At 58.4% G+C, this 17,363-nt stretch carries 18 protein-coding genes and 2 pseudogenes; 6 read left to right on the top strand and 14 right to left on the bottom strand.

Annotated elements, in window-relative coordinates:
* Window positions 1-5 precede the first annotated feature (5 nt).
* The 3 genes from DBIPINDM_RS43835 to DBIPINDM_RS42990 all read left to right on the top strand — a co-directional run bounded on the left by DBIPINDM_RS43835 (window position 6) and on the right by DBIPINDM_RS42990 (window position 3,343).
* Complete coding sequence (locus DBIPINDM_RS43835; protein ID WP_416361686.1) at window positions 6-338, top strand: DUF5372 family protein; 333 nt, start codon at window positions 6-8, stop codon at window positions 336-338.
* Between the two features lie 160 nt (window positions 339-498).
* On the top strand, window positions 499-921 hold the full coding sequence (locus DBIPINDM_RS42995; protein ID WP_258580931.1) for a helix-turn-helix domain-containing protein: 423 nt from the start codon (window positions 499-501) through the stop codon (window positions 919-921).
* A 304-nt stretch (window positions 922-1,225) separates the two neighbouring features.
* Entirely contained in the window at window positions 1,226-3,343 is a 2,118-nt protein-coding gene (locus tag DBIPINDM_RS42990; protein ID WP_258589673.1) for a recombinase family protein, read from the top strand.
* Window positions 3,344-3,361: 18 nt separating this feature from the next.
* On the opposite strand, the pseudogene tnpB reads toward DBIPINDM_RS42990, so the two are convergent.
* The 4 genes and pseudogenes from tnpB to DBIPINDM_RS42970 form a co-directional block, all read right to left on the bottom strand.
* A pseudogene (tnpB, locus tag DBIPINDM_RS42985) lies at window positions 3,362-3,529 on the bottom strand (IS66 family insertion sequence element accessory protein TnpB); the annotation flags it as partial.
* Between the two features lie 26 nt (window positions 3,530-3,555).
* Complete coding sequence (gene tnpA, locus DBIPINDM_RS42980) at window positions 3,556-4,002, bottom strand: IS66-like element accessory protein TnpA (RefSeq protein ID WP_258589672.1); 447 nt, start codon at window positions 4,000-4,002, stop codon at window positions 3,556-3,558.
* Window positions 4,003-4,300: 298 nt separating this feature from the next.
* Window positions 4,301-4,597: a hypothetical protein gene (locus DBIPINDM_RS42975; protein WP_258589671.1), complete on the bottom strand. Its 297-nt coding sequence runs from the start codon at window positions 4,595-4,597 to the stop codon at window positions 4,301-4,303.
* Between the two features lie 101 nt (window positions 4,598-4,698).
* A complete protein-coding gene (locus DBIPINDM_RS42970; protein ID WP_258589670.1) occupies window positions 4,699-5,037 on the bottom strand; it encodes a hypothetical protein in 339 nt (112 codons plus the stop codon).
* 285 nt (window positions 5,038-5,322) lie between these two features.
* Between DBIPINDM_RS42970 and DBIPINDM_RS42965 the strand changes: the two are divergent.
* Window positions 5,323-5,605, top strand: a pseudogene (locus tag DBIPINDM_RS42965) (hypothetical protein).
* Between the two features lie 363 nt (window positions 5,606-5,968).
* On the opposite strand, the gene DBIPINDM_RS42960 reads toward DBIPINDM_RS42965, so the two are convergent.
* The gene (locus DBIPINDM_RS42960; protein ID WP_258589669.1) at window positions 5,969-6,337 is read right to left on the bottom strand and encodes a hypothetical protein; all 369 of its coding nucleotides are present in this window, start codon (window positions 6,335-6,337) and stop codon (window positions 5,969-5,971) included.
* A gap of 184 nt (window positions 6,338-6,521) precedes the next feature.
* Here DBIPINDM_RS42960 and DBIPINDM_RS42955 point away from each other — a divergent pair, with 184 nt between their 5' ends.
* Window positions 6,522-6,698 carry a hypothetical protein gene (locus tag DBIPINDM_RS42955; RefSeq protein ID WP_258589668.1) on the top strand — a complete coding sequence of 59 codons (177 nt, stop codon included), beginning with the start codon at window positions 6,522-6,524 and terminating at the stop codon, window positions 6,696-6,698.
* Window positions 6,699-7,083: 385 nt separating this feature from the next.
* A complete protein-coding gene (locus tag DBIPINDM_RS42950; RefSeq protein WP_258589667.1) occupies window positions 7,084-7,455 on the top strand; it encodes a hypothetical protein in 372 nt (123 codons plus the stop codon).
* A 462-nt stretch (window positions 7,456-7,917) separates the two neighbouring features.
* On the opposite strand, the gene DBIPINDM_RS42945 is transcribed toward DBIPINDM_RS42950, so the two are convergent.
* The 9 genes from DBIPINDM_RS42945 to DBIPINDM_RS42905 form a co-directional block, all read right to left on the bottom strand.
* A complete protein-coding gene (locus DBIPINDM_RS42945; RefSeq protein ID WP_258589666.1) occupies window positions 7,918-8,124 on the bottom strand; it encodes a hypothetical protein in 207 nt (68 codons plus the stop codon).
* A gap of 237 nt (window positions 8,125-8,361) precedes the next feature.
* Window positions 8,362-8,532 (bottom strand): hypothetical protein, encoded by a 171-nt coding sequence (locus DBIPINDM_RS42940; RefSeq protein WP_258589665.1) that lies wholly within the window; start codon window positions 8,530-8,532, stop codon window positions 8,362-8,364.
* A gap of 4 nt (window positions 8,533-8,536) precedes the next feature.
* Window positions 8,537-8,758, bottom strand: a complete 222-nt coding sequence (locus DBIPINDM_RS42935) for a low affinity iron permease family protein (protein ID WP_318036968.1) — start codon at window positions 8,756-8,758, stop codon at window positions 8,537-8,539.
* A gap of 72 nt (window positions 8,759-8,830) precedes the next feature.
* Window positions 8,831-9,019, bottom strand: coding sequence for a hypothetical protein (locus tag DBIPINDM_RS42930; RefSeq protein ID WP_258589664.1), 189 nt, complete (start codon window positions 9,017-9,019; stop codon window positions 8,831-8,833).
* 198 nt (window positions 9,020-9,217) lie between these two features.
* Window positions 9,218-9,610 (bottom strand): response regulator, encoded by a 393-nt coding sequence (locus DBIPINDM_RS42925; RefSeq protein ID WP_258589663.1) that lies wholly within the window; start codon window positions 9,608-9,610, stop codon window positions 9,218-9,220.
* Window positions 9,610-12,714: a chemotaxis protein CheB gene (locus tag DBIPINDM_RS42920; RefSeq protein ID WP_258589662.1), complete on the bottom strand. Its 3,105-nt coding sequence runs from the start codon at window positions 12,712-12,714 to the stop codon at window positions 9,610-9,612. Before DBIPINDM_RS42920 ends, DBIPINDM_RS42925 begins: the two co-directional genes overlap by 1 nt.
* Window positions 12,715-12,821: 107 nt before the next feature.
* Window positions 12,822-13,835 (bottom strand): chemotaxis protein CheB, encoded by a 1,014-nt coding sequence (locus DBIPINDM_RS42915; RefSeq protein ID WP_258589661.1) that lies wholly within the window; start codon window positions 13,833-13,835, stop codon window positions 12,822-12,824.
* A gap of 303 nt (window positions 13,836-14,138) precedes the next feature.
* Window positions 14,139-14,438, bottom strand: a complete 300-nt coding sequence (locus DBIPINDM_RS42910; protein WP_258589660.1) for a hypothetical protein — start codon at window positions 14,436-14,438, stop codon at window positions 14,139-14,141.
* Between the two features lie 733 nt (window positions 14,439-15,171).
* Entirely contained in the window at window positions 15,172-17,181 is a 2,010-nt protein-coding gene (locus DBIPINDM_RS42905) for an AI-2E family transporter (protein WP_258589659.1), read from the bottom strand.
* Window positions 17,182-17,363 lie beyond the last annotated feature (182 nt).

Below are 17,363 nucleotides of genomic sequence, written 5' to 3'. Positions count from 1 at the left end.
TTGTGATGGTGACTCACCCCTTTCATCCGTATTCCGGGCAGCACGGTGCCTGCGTTGGGAAGCGCGGTAACCGAGCGGGCAAGCTGTTGCTGCTGCGCTTTGACGATGGCCGGATTTGCTCTGTTCCGCCGCAATGGACCGATGCAGCCGTGCCCAGCCTTGAGGTTGTCGCGGGAAACGGGCGCGCACTGTGCAGCCTCACCGACCTACTGGAACTCAGCAGTCTCGTAGAGCGCCTCATATCGCAAGGGAGATGCGCAACGCCGCAAGATTGTAAAGGAAATTTCGCCGATGTTGTAAGGAAAATAACGCCGCAAAATCCATGGGGGCTTCGCTGAATGTGCTGTATTAGTAGAGATTATATGCGATTGGTTGGCAGATACACGCTTGACAGTTTAATCATACGCGGCATATTTATAATTACGATAATTGAGTCGACATCGGGGGGCAGCGCAGGTGTCGGACAGCGTCAAACACAGGCAATCGAAAGCCAGCGCTTTGGCCGAGGATGGCACGCTCAATCCAGCCCCGGAAAAAATCGGCGATCAGAAGTTCCGGGAGGACGGCTTCTTCGATCCGCGCGACATCGTGCAGGTGAAGTACGAGATGCTGCGGCGCGTATCCGTCGACAAAATGTCGGTAACGGAGGTGTCCGACGAATATGGCGTCTCCCGCCCGACCTTCTACCAGGCCAAAGCGGACTTCGAGGACGCGGGTCTGGCCGGCCTAGTACCGAGGAAGCGCGGCCCGCACGGCCCGCACAAGATCCAGAGCGAAGTGCTGGCCTTTCTCAGGGCCCAAGTGGTTCCAGGCGAGCCCATTCGGGCACGCGAACTGACGAACCGGCTCTGGACAGAGTTCGGCCTCGATGTCCACCCCAGAACAATCGAGCGTGCGCTCGGCGTAAAAAAAACGGCGTAACCATCAGTGGTGGTGCGCAATTGCATTGCGCGATGCAGTCCCGCGCCACGGAGCGATACGAAATACTGCGCGCCGCCGCGCTTGGTGCCGCGCTCCCTGTGGAGGCACGCAGTGGTCTTAGCATCCTTCTGCATCGCGGCATGTGGGCCTGGGTTAGCGCGATCTTGCGTGCGCCGGGCTGGTCCCCACCCGCGGCTTCGCCGCCTGTAGCCAGGCTGCCGATCGCGGACGAAACGTCCGAGCGACGCACAATCATCCACTTGCTCGCCGCCATCGTGATGGCGGCCCCTGAACGGAGAACAGCATGAACGAAAAGCTCAAGGTCCAATCGCATCATCTCGAGCGGAGCGCTTACCTCTACATCCGACAGTCATCGATGCGCCAGGTCATGGAGAATGTCGAAAGCACCAAGCGTCAATACGATCTTCGTGGTCGCGCGATCGGGCTTGCATCGCACGACGACCAGATCACCGTCATCGACAGCGACCAGGGCGAATCCGGCGCTTCAGCGTCGTGGCGCGAAGGCTTCCAGCGCTTGGTGTCCGATGTCGGCATGGGGCGCGCGGGGATCGTCATGGGCCTGGAAGTCTCTCGCCTCGCCAGAAACAACGCGGACTGGCATCGGCTGCTGGAGATCTGCGCTTTGGCCGACACGCTCATTCTCGACGAAGATGGCGTCTACGATCCGGCTAACTTCAATGACCGGCTTCTGCTGGGCCTCAAGGGCACGATGAGCGAGGCCGAGTTGCACGTTATCAAAGCCCGGTTGCGCGGTGGCATTCTCAACAAAGCACGCCGCGGCGAATATCGCTGTCCCCTTCCGACCGGCTTCATCTACAACGAGGTTGGCGATGTGGTCCTTGATCCAGACGCTCAGATCCGGGAGATGATCACCCACTTCTTCGAGACGTTCTCGCGGGTCGGGTCGGCCACGCAGACCGTCAAGGCGTTTGCCAGGGAAGGTCTGCTCTTCCCATCCCGGTTCCGCAACAGCAAGCGGGTGGTCTTCCAACCGCTGACCACATCGGCGGCCTTACGCACGCTGCACAATCCTCGCTACGCGGGCGTCTATGCCTATGGTCAGCGTCTTTACCGCAGAACCGTCGACGGAAAGAAACAGTTCCGCAAACGTGAGCCCAATGAATGGCTCGCATGCATCCCGGACGCACATCCCGGCTATATCAGCTGGGAGCAGTTCCAGCACAACCTCAAGGCGCTCGAGGCCAATGGCCAAGGCTACCAGACCGCGCGCATCTCGCCACCGCGCGAAGGCGCGGCTTTGTTGCAGGGGCGCGTCATATGCGGGCGGTGTGGCTGTCACATGAGGGCCCGTTACGTCACCCGGCGCGGTCAGGTGGACACTTGGTACGTCTGCAGCCGCGCCTACGTCTCTCGGGGTGAGCCTCACTGCCAGTCGATCGCAGGCTGGCCCGTCGACGCGGCGATCGGTGAACTGATCGCTGCGGAAATGACGCCCGCCGCCGTGGAGTTAGCTCTGGAGATCCGAAAAGAGATCGAAGCGCGCTATGACGAAGCGGACAAACTCCGGCTCCGTGCCGTCGAACGCGCCCAAATCGATGCCGATCTTGCACAGCGGCGGTTTATGCTGGTCGATCCGAACAACCGCCTGGTCGCCGACACCCTTGAACGCGAATGGAACGACAAACTGCGCATGCTGTCTGATCTACGAGAAGAAAGAGAGAGTGCTCTGCGCGCAGACCGAGCGACACTCGACGATGCAATCCGCGATCGATTGATCGCCATGACGGCCGACTTCAAAACGGTCTGGCGCGACCCCGCCTTGCCGAACCGAGAACGCAAGCGGCTCCTTGCCTATCTCGTCGAAGACATCACATTGCTCAAGTTCCAGGCCGAGGGAGAGACACGGATACACATCCGCTTCAGAGGCGGAAAGACCGAAACATTGATCACTCAGAACCCGAAAACCTCCGCACAGCAGGTAAAGACCCGGCCCGAGGTGGTCGAATTGGTCGACAAGCTTCTCGACGAGCATATCTGCGCTGAAATCGCTGACATCCTGAATGCAAGGGGAATCCGTCCCGGCGGCTCAGCGCGGCGCGGTAAGGCTGACACCCAGTTCAGCGACTTGCGCGTCATCTATCTCGTCAAGCAATATGGTCTGCGCTCGCGCTACGACCGGCTGCGCGAGCGGGGAATGCTGACAAAAGCAGAAGCCTGCGCAAAACTTGGAATCACCGAATGCACCCTGGTCAGATGGGCGAAATACGGCATCGTGAAAAGACATGCCTACAACGGCTATATCGGCCTCTATGAACTGCCCGGACCGCACGTCCCAGCCAAACAGTGCAGCCGATGGAACCAGCTTGCCCATCGGGCAGAGGCCATCCGCCAACTCAACTCCTCAAAATGCTCCGATCTCAAGGAAAGGGCTGTAGTATGAAGCCAGTTAGTTCGCATAGAGGCAGACCCCGGTGCCGTCCCAGAAGATCAGCTTGATCCGGTCCGTCCGCTTCGCGCGGAAGACATAGACTGCGCCACTGAATGGATCGGCGCCCATCGTCTCGCGCACCAGCGCCGCCAAGCCCTCTGCGCCCTTGCGGAAGTCCACCGGCTTTGTAGCGACCATGACCTTGACCGCACCCGTCGGCCCGATCACGACGTGGCCTTCAGCGCACGGATCACCGCCGCCACCGTCCTGGCGTCGGCGCCACGGCCGACCCGCATCGCGACGCCGTCGATCTCCAGCTCGATCACCCCGCCGTCTCGTGCGGCCTTCCGCTTCCGCGGCGACGACCCGCGCCTCGCCGCTGGCTCCGACATCGGCGCTGCGACCACCGCCGGAACAAACAACGATTCCGGTGCCGGCGCTTCTGCCAACGGCAGACGCGCGGCCCGACGCCAGGCGAACAGCTGCTGCGGGGACAATGCATAACGCCGGGCCACCGCGCTCACGGTCTCGCCGGCCTCGTAGCTTTCCGCTACGATCCGAGCCTTCTCCTCCGGCAGCCATTCCCGCCGCCGACCGGAACCCGTGAACACCTCGAACCGCCGCGCCGGCTCTAGGTCGCTGGACTTGAGCGTACGCTCTGAAATCGTCATGTGTCGAAGCCCTCAAAGGCTCCGACCATCGTCCCTCACGTCCACGCGCGAAAGGTGCTGCCGGAACAGCGCTTACCTTCCAATTCAGCCGGCCCCTGCCGGGCGACCCCAAGGCGATAACGAGGGCATGGTCTCGAAGCGCCGCGTTAGCAAATACCGTAGCGGTCGTCACAAACTGGCTGAAGATCAAGAGTTATGCGATCGCCGAATTTGACCTGCTGGGCGTCGAACGCGAGGCAGGCAAGTCCGCCTTTCGCCCTTATGGCCAAGCCACTGTCAGTAACGGGCGGAGGCCTGGCTACGGGGATTTGATGTCTTCCCGCTTGACGGCGTCGGTCAGCGGCCGGAGAGAATCGGCGGTCGACGAGGCAGGTTGCCAATTCGGAGTAACCGTACTCGATCCGGTGGAAGCTTTCAGGCTGATTGGGTGAGTTCGATCCATTTTGCTCGTCGCGACCGACAGAAGATCGATACCTGGCTTCAGCTGCGATTTTTCGCCTGACTTCTTCAGCCGTGCGGTAATTCCGCCGTCCTGCTGGCGCCTTCTAAGGTAGCGCTCGAAAATCTCCAGCTTCTCTTCGTAGCCGATCCGCACTTTAGCGTTGCATCTATCGCATTTGAAACTGGCGATCGTTTTCAGCCAGGATCCCGTTCTCACCATGGCACGTGAACAGGCGGGGCATCGAAACTCGATCGCTACGTCGCGAAGTTTGTCAGATAGGGGCATCCCGCATTTTCTCCGAAAGTTTGCAGGGGAACGAAGGGCGACGACGGGAGCTCGGAAAAGCGTGCCCAAGGAACATGACCCCAGTGCAGCAACACGAACACAGTGATCCCCGTCACTATCAAGAAATAGGCGGCAAAGAGACCGAGGAGCAGGGGGTCGGTATTGTCGAATAAGATTGATGCTTTGACGCCCTTTTGCGGCTCTTCCATGTAGAAAGGGTCGGCTTCGTAGAAAGGGTCGGCTTCTAGTTCCCGGCTGACGAAATTAAAATTGAAGTTTTCTGATGCTTGTAACATCTTGTAAGGCAAGATGCGTGGCGATCACCGGATCATCGGATAGCTGATCTAAAACGGCCAACTCTGGAATGGCGTGACGCTTATGCTCGCTCATGCCCATTCTAATCCGGCCATATAGATTAGGTTCCGCTAAAATAATAAATGCTTATTGGAACCAAAAGGCGTGCGCGAACTTTGGCCGCCGCAAGCCACTACGGCTTAAGGAGAAGAAGCGGGTAGGGCGCTGGGGACCGGATCAATAAGTGGACGTTCCTCCTACGGGTTAGTTTTTTGAATGACCCTAAAGGAGAAATATTCATGAACATCAAGATGCTCAGCATGGCCGCGATGGCGCTCGCAATGATGACTGGGTCAGCACTCTCCGCTGGGAACACATCAGCGCTCGACGATCCGGCAACGATGTCGCCATTCTTCACCGATGCCGGCATGAAAACTTTGAGGTCGGAAGCGGATTTCAAGACTGCATGGACGGCCATGAAACCCGAGGAACAGAAGGCGGTTGCTGAAAGACTGCGGCGATGCTACGACTAGCAAGTCGCATGCAGATTTCTGCGCGATGGCAAAGAAGATGGGCGGCTGAATCTAGGCCCAAACGTTGAAGGCGGACTATATACCCGCCTTCTCGCATTGTCATGTGCCGTCCCTTCATAGACCAAACCGGAGCAGCGAAACATTTCCCTTCGCTGCTCCGGATCCACACCCACAGCCCGCTGCCTCGCCCCAATCGACCTTGGCAGCGGGCTGTTTCCAACACGGGCGCGGGCAAACGCTGTGTGCTCGCGTCTGTTTCGCTGTCCTGGTCCACCATCCGAACTGGCAGATAGGGCGTTCGTTTCCAGTTCGCGGCGTGGTGTCGAAGTTCCACGCCTGTTCCCCAACGCAATTGAACGCGGTCGCCCCGAACTCGTAAGCCCGGTGCCACAATTCGGCCAGCGATTTTCTGTCAGGCGAGGCGTTGAAGCAGCGCTACGATTTGCTTGGCGATCGGGTCGGCCTCATGTTGAAATGCCTCAAGCATCAGCTTGGCGGGTATGACGGGCGATTGATATCTGTCTTTTAGCAGCGCGTCGACGGCTCGTTCCACGGTGACTGATCCGTCAAATCCAAAGAGAGCAAGCCTGGTGGGGTTCGAGGCAAACCAGTCGCGGACTAACGCCGACAGGCTCGGTGCTTCGGTAGTATCAAGCGCGTTTGCGACGATGCGTCGTATGGCCTCTGCCCTCGCGGGAATGTCCGGCTGCGACCGGCGCCAATTGTCGACGAGCTTTAGGAAGTCCGGGTTTGCGCTCATTTGGAAGCGTTCGGTTTTCATTCCTGTAAATTGGCACCATACGTGCAGACCAGCAAGGACGTACCACCATTGGTGGACCAGTTCTGGCTGCCGACGAAGGCTCTCTTCGCAACCGCCGCCGGTGCGATCAGAGCGTGTTGTGGGAACCTTTGGTCAGCCTTGATGTTTGTTGTTCAGGACATTTAGCCTTCAAGGACATCGAACTATGAATACGTCCCAAGACGACACCGACGAGCCTGTTGATTCCGAGGCAGCGCAAATCGCGACCCAGTATGGTATCTCGGTTTTCAAAGCGCGCGAAATCATGGATCGTTGCGGTGAGAATGTGGAATGCATCAAGGAGCTAGCGGTGAAGGCTCATCGGCAAAATCCTGAAGCTTGAGGGAACTGTCTTTGCCTACCATTTCTCTATTCTGCCTTAGGCCAGCTCAGGCAATGCACATGCTGAAAGAAGCTTGGCGGTTGAGAGAAAGCTATCGGGGTTTATAGAAGACAATGCTCTCACCCATGCGGCTGCGATGGCGTTCTTCGCCGTGACGTTGCTATTGCTGCTAATCGTTGCCATTAGCCGGCTTGGTTTTTGGCCCGATGCCGTCAAGGTGCCGGAGGTGCTGCAAGGCGCTCTCCAAAGTTCCCAAACCCCTCATCGGGCATAATAACGACAGTCGTTGTCATCTGGAAGACCAAACCCCAGGGCGCGTCTTTGTCACGCCTATTCGGGCCGGACCGTCAGTCTCGGCTTAGTGATTGCATTAAGCTTCCTCCTGATGGTTTCCCTTGTAGCCAGCCCGGCAAGCGCAGCTTTGAGCGCCAGCATCAATCATGTGCTGCCGTTCGGCGCCCCGATTATCGCCCTTGTCAACGCGCCGATGTCTTATCTGCTGATCGCGCTACTATTTGAAGCCATTTACAAGGTCCTCCAGACCGGGATCTGGAATGGCGCGACGTCTGGGTCGGGGCTTTCGACACAGCCGGGCTGTTCACGGCTGGCAAAGAGCCTCATCGGTTGGCATATCGGCAGCAGCGCTGTCGGGTCATCGTTCAGGGCGGCAAGTGCCCTGATCATCATCCTTTTGTGGGTTTACTATTCCTCCCTGATCTTTCTGCTCGGAGCTGAGTTACCCGAGCCTATTCGATAGAGCACGGTAGTCACCCAAGCAGCGATCTCGCGTCGAAAACGGCCTGACACTTGAAACTTGAGAGTCTTCTTTTCACGAACTCAACGGTCATACAACTGTAGGCGCCATATGCGGGCAAGCCGTAGGGACATTTGTATACCTGTCGGGCGCTTCGGTTGCTTCGTGTTGCAGGCCGCCGGCCGTGCCATTCCCGACTACGAAGGCCAGCAGCGGAAGCGGAACCGCGAATGGAAGCCGACTTTCATTCGACGACCAAAACCGACTTAACGGAGTATTAGCCATCTCTAATTGTGCATCGCGGCAGGTAGTGCGCTTGAAGACGACAGGGAGACTGAAACCATGCCCTGCTGAAGATCGGGGAAACCCTGATCGGCCCGCGTTCTCCGCCAGGGGCGCGGGCTTTTAAACGATACGGGCCAGCATTTCGCTCGCGTAATAGGAAGTCTCTCAACGGAGGCGGATTTACTGCGCGGGGCTATTGTCAGTGAAAGGCGAGGCGCTCGGCACGCACTGCAGCGTCCAGCCGGCCGGCGTTGGTTGCTTCTGATATTCGGCGATGGCTGCGGTACATTGTTCACGCTTGTCGAATGTGCTGGGCAGTACGACTATGCGTTCCCTGGGCTGGTCGATTACCAAATACCAGACTAACGCTGCTGTCGTCGAAGCCATGAGAAACTCCTTGTTCTACCTGGGTTCATTCGCCGCTATCTTCGTCGTCGCCTCTATCGTTGGGCTGATAGCGCTGAACTGGTTCAGGCGCATTCGACGGGGGTCGTTCGCCTCTTCAGCCAAGACCACCAATTCGTGATCGCGGAAGCCCGCCCCTATGCGGTGCCGTACGCATCGCTTTCCTCGTCTAAAGGTAAATTGATCCGCCCGTCTCGGTCATGCCACGCGTGCATCGTATCACGACGTCGGAATGTAGCCGAAAACCAGCCCCTTCTCTTCGTCAGTGACCCTCACCCAATCGCCTTCAGGCTGCTTGGTCAGCTTCACAGTTTGGCTAATCTTTCCTGCAGCTTCGAACGGCGTCGGCGCTTTGATTGCATGTGTCTTGCGCACGATGTCGTCTTCCATTTCGTCAACGCGATAGTTTCTCTTTTGAGGTCTCACCCTTGTTCGAAAGGGCAGCGTTCTGCTCGATTTTCTCGATCTCAGCGGTAATTTCCGCGTGCGAAGCATGTTCGAGACCAACCACCTCGTTTCGCGCATTGTCCAGCGCCACAATAATTTCGTTCAATTTGGCCTGCATCGCACGGGTATCACGGTTGTTCTGGATAAGGACGACGCCGGTCAACGCCATGGCTGATATGGACAGGATGTAACTTCCAACGGACGAACTGGCGATCGCCGCGCAAGTGAGGCTGCCCGAGCATTACGTAGAAGCCCGGCGGTCTTGAGAAAAATTCTGCCAAAAAAATACAAAGGACGATCCATTAATCCCTTTCCATTGCAGGCGTTTACTGGCCAAGCCTTGTTGAGCTGTCTGTTTTTTGACCGATGGCTGGGCGGGTAAAGTTTGCTGCTCCTGGAGTAGCTTCTTGCGCTTGCTGTACTCGCGCACTGGTTACTCACCTCCTTAGCTCGGCGAAGTGAGCTGGAGACGACAATTACGGAGACGCCAAAGGCGCATCATCATCTTCCGAGTGGTTGGACGGAGAGAAAGGCAGCAAAAGCTCGCTACCTCAATTCTTTGTGATCACCTCGGCGGAAGGATGAATGTTATTCACCACCGTCTTGGCCCCCCTTTAGAACAAGAACGCTAACCAAGCCTCTTGCGGTCAGCCGCTTCCTTGCCGAGCGCTCGTATTTGGACGTGCAGTTCCTCGGATGTAAACGGCTTGGTCAAGCGCGGCCGATCGCGCATTTTGTCTGGCAGCGCCCATTCGCCGTAACCGCTGGCAAGCATGAATGGAATGCCGCGCTCCAGCAGCTTTTCTGCAACGGGAAACACCTCTCCGCCGCGAATGGTCACGTCGAGGATCGCCGCATCGATCATTTCGTCGGTAGCCAGTTGAAGCGCGGTTTCGAGCTTCCCTGTGGGGCCGACGACTTCGCATCCGAAATCCTTCAGCGTGTCTTCGATTTCGATCGCGATGAGCATCTCGTCTTCAACCAGAAGAACGCGAAATCCCGCCATTTCACCGATTGTCATCACGCGTCCCGTGTTTCTCGTGGAATTCGCGCATGCCCAACCTCCGCAGTCAGCGGAATGTCGATTGTGCAGTGCAAGCCTTGGGGGAGGAATTGCCGGATCACGGTAGCATCGAATTCATGGGTTAGGCCGCGTTCGATCAAGGTCGTCCCAAATCCCCGTCTGGTAGGGTCAGAAACTGTGGGGCCCCCGGATTCCGTCCAGGCCAGCTTCAGGGTATAGCCTGCGAAGCTCCCGATTATCGACCACTCAACCGCAAGGTGCCCAGCACTGGTGGAAAGCGCTCCGTATTTGGCCGCGTTGCTGCAAAGCTCATGGACTGCCATCGCTACCGCGAAGCTGGCCTTCGGGGTAAGCGCTATATCTGGCCCAATAATCTTCAGATTATTTCCGCGCCGATCGTATGGGGCTAATTCGGTCTCAATGAGATCGCGTAGTTGCGCCTCGTCCTGTCCACCGTTCCGGGTGAGCACCCCGTGAGCCCGCGATATTGCCGTGATACGACCCTCCATGCTGGCGGTAAATGCTTCTGGCGATGTGCTCGTCTTCAAAGTCTGTTTGACGACAGCGGAAACGATGCTCAGGATGTTTTTTACCCGATGGTCAAGCTCGCCCATCAAGAGCGCGGTATGTTCCTCGGCTTTCTTGCGGGCGCTTATATCGACAAACGTTATCACGACGCCATCGATCACGTTATCGACCGTGCGGTAGGGGTGAATGCGCATGATGAACGTCATGCCTTCCTCGCCGACGCGGACCTCTTTCTCAAGCACGGCCAGGTCGCGCAGCACCTTGCGCACGTCGTCCTGCAACTCGGAGTAGTTCAGCAGCGTGACAATCTCTGTCACCGGGCGGCCACGATCGGCGTCGCGCAAATGGAAGATATCAGTCATGCCGGAGGTGAAGCTTTTGATGCGAAGATCATTGTGGAGAAAGATCGTCGCAATGTCGGTGCTGTCGAGCAGGTTTTTCAGATCGCTGTTCAGCAGCGTCATTGTCTCGTTCTTGGCGGTCATTTCGGCGTTGACGGTATGCAGCTCTTCATTGACCGACTGCATCTCCTCTTTCGCGGTTTCGAGTTCTTCATTGGAAGACTGCAATTCCTCGTTCACCGACTGATACTCCTCGGCGGCCGACTTCATCTCTTCCGCTGTCGTCTCCAATTCGTCGATTGTGGACTGAAGCTGAGTTTTTGTGGTCCGCAGCTCGTGTTCCAGCGCCTCCGTGCCGACGTTTGGGTGTTCGCCAGGCGTGACGGCGGCGTTGCCCATGCTTGCAACACGCGAGCCTTGAAAGGCGACCACGCAGAACCCGCCGGCGATTGGCGTGACGATCACGGTCACGGCCCGGCTCTTGCCGTCGATCCTGAGGGCAACATTCTCATTCACGACGGCACGTTTAGTGGTGAGCATGGTTTGAATGGCGGCGCGGACGGATGGCCGCAGCGCCTTCCTAAGAAGCCCGAACAGATTCAGGCTAGCCGTCCCCGACGATGGCTCAAGATAATGGCCCACTTCCCCGCCAGAGAAGCGCACAATGTCGTGTTGCTCGTCGACCACCACAAAGACAGGCGAATATTGCTCAAGAGCCCGTCTCGCATTCCTCTCAATTCGATCCTCCCCGGGCGAAGAGCCGGCTGCGGTGGTAGGGTGCGGTGGCAGCCTATCGGCAGAGATCGAAAGCTCGGGTAGTATCACCTTTGCATCACCGCGCTCAAAGACACGGTGCTTCTTGTCGAGGGTTCTAAACGCCTTGCTGAGTCTTGTCGCTCCTTCCGATGGCCCAAGAAATAGAATGCCGTTTGGCTTGAGGGCGTAGTGGAAGCTGCGCAGCACACGATCCTGCAGATCGGCGTTCATATAAATCAACATGTTTCGGCACGAGATCAGGTCGAGCTTCGAAAATGGCGGATCCTTGACGACGCTATGGGGCGAGAAAACGCATAGCTCGCGGATTTCCTTCACCGGGCAATGCTCGTCGCCGTCCTTGGTGAACCAACGGTCGAGGCGTTCTGCAGAAACGCCGGAGACCTTTTGATAACGCCCGGCCCTGGCGATGGCGACCGCTCGGTCGTCAATGTCGGTTGCGAATATCTGTATCCTCGAAGCGATGCCTCGCCGTTCCGCCTCCTCCTTCACCAGGATTGCGATCGAGTAGACTTCTTCTCCCGTCGAGCAACCCGGCACCCAGATGCGGATCGCGTCGCTGGCACCCTTGTCTTCCAACAATTTCGGGATGGCTATCAGCTCCAACGCTTCGAAGGCTTGCGGATCGCGAAAGAAATGCGTGACGCCGATAAGGAATTCACGAAACAGCAATTCGAGCTGATCCGGCTCTTTCTTGAGGAGTGTTATGTAAGCGGGAACCTTGTCGATCTGCAAAACCTGCATCCGGCGCTGAACGCGGCGGACAAGCGTGTTCTCCTTGTACAAGCTGAAGTCGTGCCCGATCCTTGTGTGCAAGAGCTTGCTGATCGTTTTAAGATGGGCGGCCATGTCCTGGCGCGTCCCATCCTCGCCCTTGACTGGTGCGACCGTCAGCAGATGGCCTTTGTAGGACAGAAGTTTGGCAGGCATGTCTTCTACCGCCATCACCGCATCCACTAAGCCCGTGGCAGCGGCACTGTGCGGCATACCGCTCATTGCCATGTGGTCGTATTCGGCTTGGGCTAACGTCAGCCCGCCATTTTCCTTGATAGCCTTCAATCCGAGCGTGCCGTCGCTGCCGGTGCCGGCGAGAATGATGCAGACGGCGTTTTCACCCTGGTCTTGCGCCAGAGAAAAGAAGAACGTGTCGATAGGCCTTCGATGTTCGCGCGGCGGCGCCGGACGCGAAACCCGAAGGCGCCCAGCCTTGAACGTCAATGTAGCGTTCGGCGGAATGACATAAACCGCGTTCGCGGCCACCGGCATACCGTCTTCAGCCTCGACCACCTTCATCGCGGTCACCTTGCCGAGGATATCCGCCAGCATGCTTCGATGGTCGGGTGCCAGGTGCTGGACAAGGACAAGCGCCATGCCGCTGTCGGTTGGCATGTTTGCAAAGAAGCTCGTAAAGGCGCTGAGGCCGCCAGCGGATGCGCCAATTCCGACGACCAAACCCAAGTCGGGCGGCGTCTTCCTGCCGGTAGGCAATTGCTTGTCGATAGTGTCGCCTTCGCTGAGTTACAAGCCCCGCCTGTTCGAGCTCCCAGCTCGCCCGCGGCCTCTATCTATCTATCTGTACGTCCAAAATGTGGATGAATCCATTGCCGCGTCAAAAGCGTTTCGATCGGCAACCTTTGATCTGTCGCCTCATGCATAGCCGTCTCCCAATTTGCGACCGTACCCCGGTCGTTGGTCTTTTCGGCCATCTGCCGGCAGAGTTCGGCACGCTCGCCCAGTGATCGCATCGCCGTTTCAAGCGCCCGTTCAAGTGCCAGGAACTGCGCGGCCAACATCACTTCTGCGGTGTAGACGTGGCCAATATGACACCTGAATTGAGACAGCGATCCCAATTCAGTCTTCCGCAGTGCCCCGCCGCAATCTGGGCAGGTGATCGCGACAGGATGATTTTGGGTGAACTCCGCAGTCATCTCCTTATCCCCATCCTCACCATATCCGATGACTTCGTGAACCTTGGCCCCTGCCAGGCGCATCAGGAGCTTCGGCATCTCCGCCAACGATGTGCAGTGATCGATGGTCACGTGGTCGATAGCGCTTTGCGGCATGCTGGGATTGGCGGCATCGTCCGGGCTTTGCACGACGCTGGTGCCACCGCGTTCCTTAATCTCATACAATCCAGCGGTGCCGTCATTGAGCCCTCCCGTCAGGATTACCCCGACGACATTGGGACCGTACGCTTTGGCTGCGCTTCGGAACAGCGGATCGATCGCCGGGCGGGCCCAGTTCTCCCGCGGCCCTTTGGTTAAATGAATAATGCCACGTTCAACAATCATATGATGGTCGGGGGGAGCGATGTAGATGTGCCCGGCGGTGATTGCGTCGCCGTCGTTGGGATGAACAGCCTGAAGAGGTCCGCGTTGGTTCAGCAGCCAAGGGAGATTGCTTCTGTGGGCTCCAACGTGGAGGACGACGAGCACGGCCCTTGGAAAATCCTCAGGAAGAGCGGAAAGCAACTGCTGCAAGGCTGTCACGCCACCCTCTGACGTGCCAACTACGAAGACAGGTTCTATTCCCATGGGCATCAACGCGCCGGCGAGCCAATCGTTCAAATGCTTCGGCATGAGCTTGGTTAGCCCAGGTACCTCTGCACTGAGATTATAACTCCTGGGGCGTAACAGGATAGGCTGATCTCATTCTGTTGCGCGCTGTGTCGCTTGTGATCAGCCATTGATTCTGACCCCAGCGGTCGTTTCGCTGTGGTTTCCGACGTCGCGGACGAGACGGTTCGGATCGTCGATCCTGCCATCGCGGGCGCCTCAAGTCGACAAACCGGCGCGACCTGAGCCGCGACATTGTTGAGGACCCAGCAACACCGAAGCGCGAGATGTCCCGCCGACGCGCATGCCGGCGGGGAGTTTGTCAGCTTACATCGCCATTTTTTCACATTCGGCCTGGGCCTTCTTAGTTGACGTGTCGATCATGTACGCCTTGCCTTTGGCGTCTGTCATCATCATCATGCAATGTTTGATCGGCTTCGCCATTTTCATCATTTCGGCACTCATCTTTGCGTCGGGCATCATCGTTCCCATGTGCCCATCCGGCATAATCGCCGTGACTTCTCCACCCTTCATCATCGTCATTTTACCCATCGTGTCTTCGGCAAAGGCATGTGAGGCGGAAAACCCGACAAGGCCGACAAGAGCAACGAGCTTGATCGCGTTCATTTGCTTACTCCCATAGGGGCACAATTGCCCTTTTAGAGTTCGCAAATTTTGGCCGAATGTTACGCGATCACGGAAGCGTGACCTCTCAAGCACTAAGACAGGACTTGCGTCGCACCGCCGGCCCGCAGAGGTGCAGGTGCATTCGGGGGAACGTTCTCGCAGCTTGGTAGACCTACTTCCTGGGAATGCTTACTTCGCCTTGGTGCATTTTGGCATTAGCTGTGTATCCAGCAGATTGCCCCGACTTGCATTGCACATGCACGGTCGTCCTTCTGTGGCCCACCAAGGTCCATTGCTTCTCGCCGCTGGCGGAAGCTGACAATCTTTTCAACGGCATCAAATTTCAAAGTGACGACGGCGGCAGTCTGCGCCGCGAGATATTTACGTAGAGGTCGCATTTGCCCATCCAGCCTTCATACAGACGAGTGAACTGATCCAGCAGCACAGGTCGCGCGATGGGTGGCCGTATGCGTCGCCATGCTATATGGGGAACTAGGCACGATCCTGAACTGGATTGAACACCAAACCGTTAGAAAGACTAAAAAAGGAGACCTCCGCAACCGGCTGCGGGGCACGCGCAGGCTGCCCGGCGTGGCCGAGCCAGGGGCCGCGTCGCCTTGCCTGATCCTGGGCTAGGCCCGGGGGAGTTACTCGGTCGTCCCCAGCGGGAGTGTCAAATTGCGGTTTTGTTAAATTAGCAAATCTCGGGGGCTCACTACTTGATTGCCGGGACTCAGTTTGCCGCTGCAAGCGACACTTTCTTGCGGGCTGGCGGTCGGCGGCGTATGCGGCGTTTGACAGCGAGCTTGAGCACGACCGGCGGATCGTTTGACAACGCACCCAGCACGGCGTCGGCCATGCTATGCGCAACGAAATCGGCATTGTCGCTGGCCAGCCCAGCGGCTGCTTCCGTGTTGTCGTCCCCGGTCTCCGACCAGAACACGATGCCTACCCGCAACGCCGGCTTGGCGCGCTTCAGACGGCGCACCAGAAATCGGGCGTGCTTGACGGAATCGTGGTTCAGGAAACCGACCACGACGGTGTCGACCGCGTCGAGTTCGAGGCGGCGAATGCTTGCCGGCTCCATATCGGCAAAGCCCGCCTTCGACACGGTCGCGCCCTGGACTTCGAGCACCTGCGCCAACATTGCGGCGGCGGCATCGTCGAGTTCGCCGCGCCCGCCGGCACAAAGCACCGACATGTCGGTGCCATCCGGCAGCTCGGTGTCGTCGTCGCCCTCGGCATCCTTGCCCTCTCCGGCTGCCTCTTTTCCCGCATTCGCCCGTGCGTCCTCGGCCACCTCCGGGTCATCTTCCTCTGCTTCCTCCTGTGCGTTGTCGTCGAGGTTTGCCACCAGCGTCAGAGCACTGGCCGCCACTTGCCGCCTTTGCTGGTCGCCCATCACGCCGCGCACGCGGTCCTGCTCACCGAGCAGCAAGGCGGGAATGGCGACCTTGTCGTAGAATTCGATCAAATACTTCTCCTCCAGCATCTCCTCGGCGTGGTCGGTGGCTTCGTCGGGATCGCCAGCCAGCAGTCGCTGGTAGAGCCGGGCATGAGGTTCGAGCACCGGCTGGTTGCCGAACAGCACGTCGAGGAATTCGAACTGCGGCACGTGCCTGCCGAGCACGACGAGACAGACGGTGAGCGGCGTCGACAGAACCAGACCGAGCGGACCCCACAGCCAGGTCCAGAAGATCGCCGCGACAATGATAGCCAGTGGCGAGAGCCCCGTCCTCGAGCCGTAAAGCCAGGGTTCGACGACGTTGCCGGTGACCAACTCCATCACCACGAACAGGGCGGCGGTCCACAGGACGAGCGACCAGCCAGGCGCCACGGCCAGCGCCAAGAATATAGGCAGCAGCGCACCAATGACCGGGCCAATATAGGGAACGAAGCGCAGGGCCAGCGCCAGCAATCCCCACAGCAGTGCATTGGGAATGCCCAAGACCCAGAGCCCGGCCGCAATCGGTATGGCGTAGACGGTGTTCACCACCAACTGCATGAGCAGATATTGACCGACCCGCTTGCCGGCATCCTGAAGCGCCTGAGTGGTTCGGTGGAGGTCGCCGTAACCGACAAGGCGGATGAAACGATCGCGCAGATCCTCCCGCTCCAGCAGCATGAAGATGACGACGATTACGATCAGCCCGGCCGACGCCAGAGGGCTGATCAGCGGGCCGATGATGTTCTGCAGGACTTCGATCGGCTTTTCCCGCGAGACGATCTCGACAGGCATCGGTTCACGCTGCGGCTTGTCGCTCGCCGCGGGAGGCGGCGACGGCCCCTGCTGATCGATCTCCTGGCCGACGCGCTCGATCACCCCGCTCAATCTGGCCATTATACCTCCGCCGACGCCAGTTTCCTTGAGCGAGCGGATCTTGGTCAGGATGTTTGTTTGGTAGGCCGGGATGTTCTGCGCCAGTTCGCTGACCTGCGACGCGGCAATGAAAGAGAATAGGGCGAGCGCCGCGAATGCGCTGAGCACGCTTACAATGACAGCAGGAAGGCGGGGTATGCCGGCTCGTTTGAGCGCGGAAACCACCGGGGCAAGCGCGAAGGTCAAAAGCACCGCGATTGCAATCGGCAGGAAAACCTCGCGCCCAAAGTACAAGGCGGCTACCGTCGTCACGACAGTTGCGACAGTGGGCAAGGACGTGCGCGGGTGGGCGGTGGCTGCGGAAAGAATGCCCGCCAGTCCGGGAGCCGACGGATGCATGCCGTTTCGAGGATTGGCTGCCACTTGATATCTCCGCCGTACCAACCGCCATGATCAGGCATATTAAGCTGACGTGCAACTTTCGTTTCTTCGCAGCTGGGGAACCGACGGAGCGAGCGGCAGCCTGGCATGCAACTTTCGGAATGAGGCGGCATGGCAGCGGGTCAAGCCGGGTACTGACAAATCTCGTTGCGGCGTCAACCCGC

Source organism: Mesorhizobium sp. AR02 (assembly GCF_024746835.1).
Classification (GTDB): domain Bacteria; phylum Pseudomonadota; class Alphaproteobacteria; order Rhizobiales; family Rhizobiaceae; genus Mesorhizobium.
This window is presented reverse-complemented; position numbering and strand designations above follow the sequence as displayed.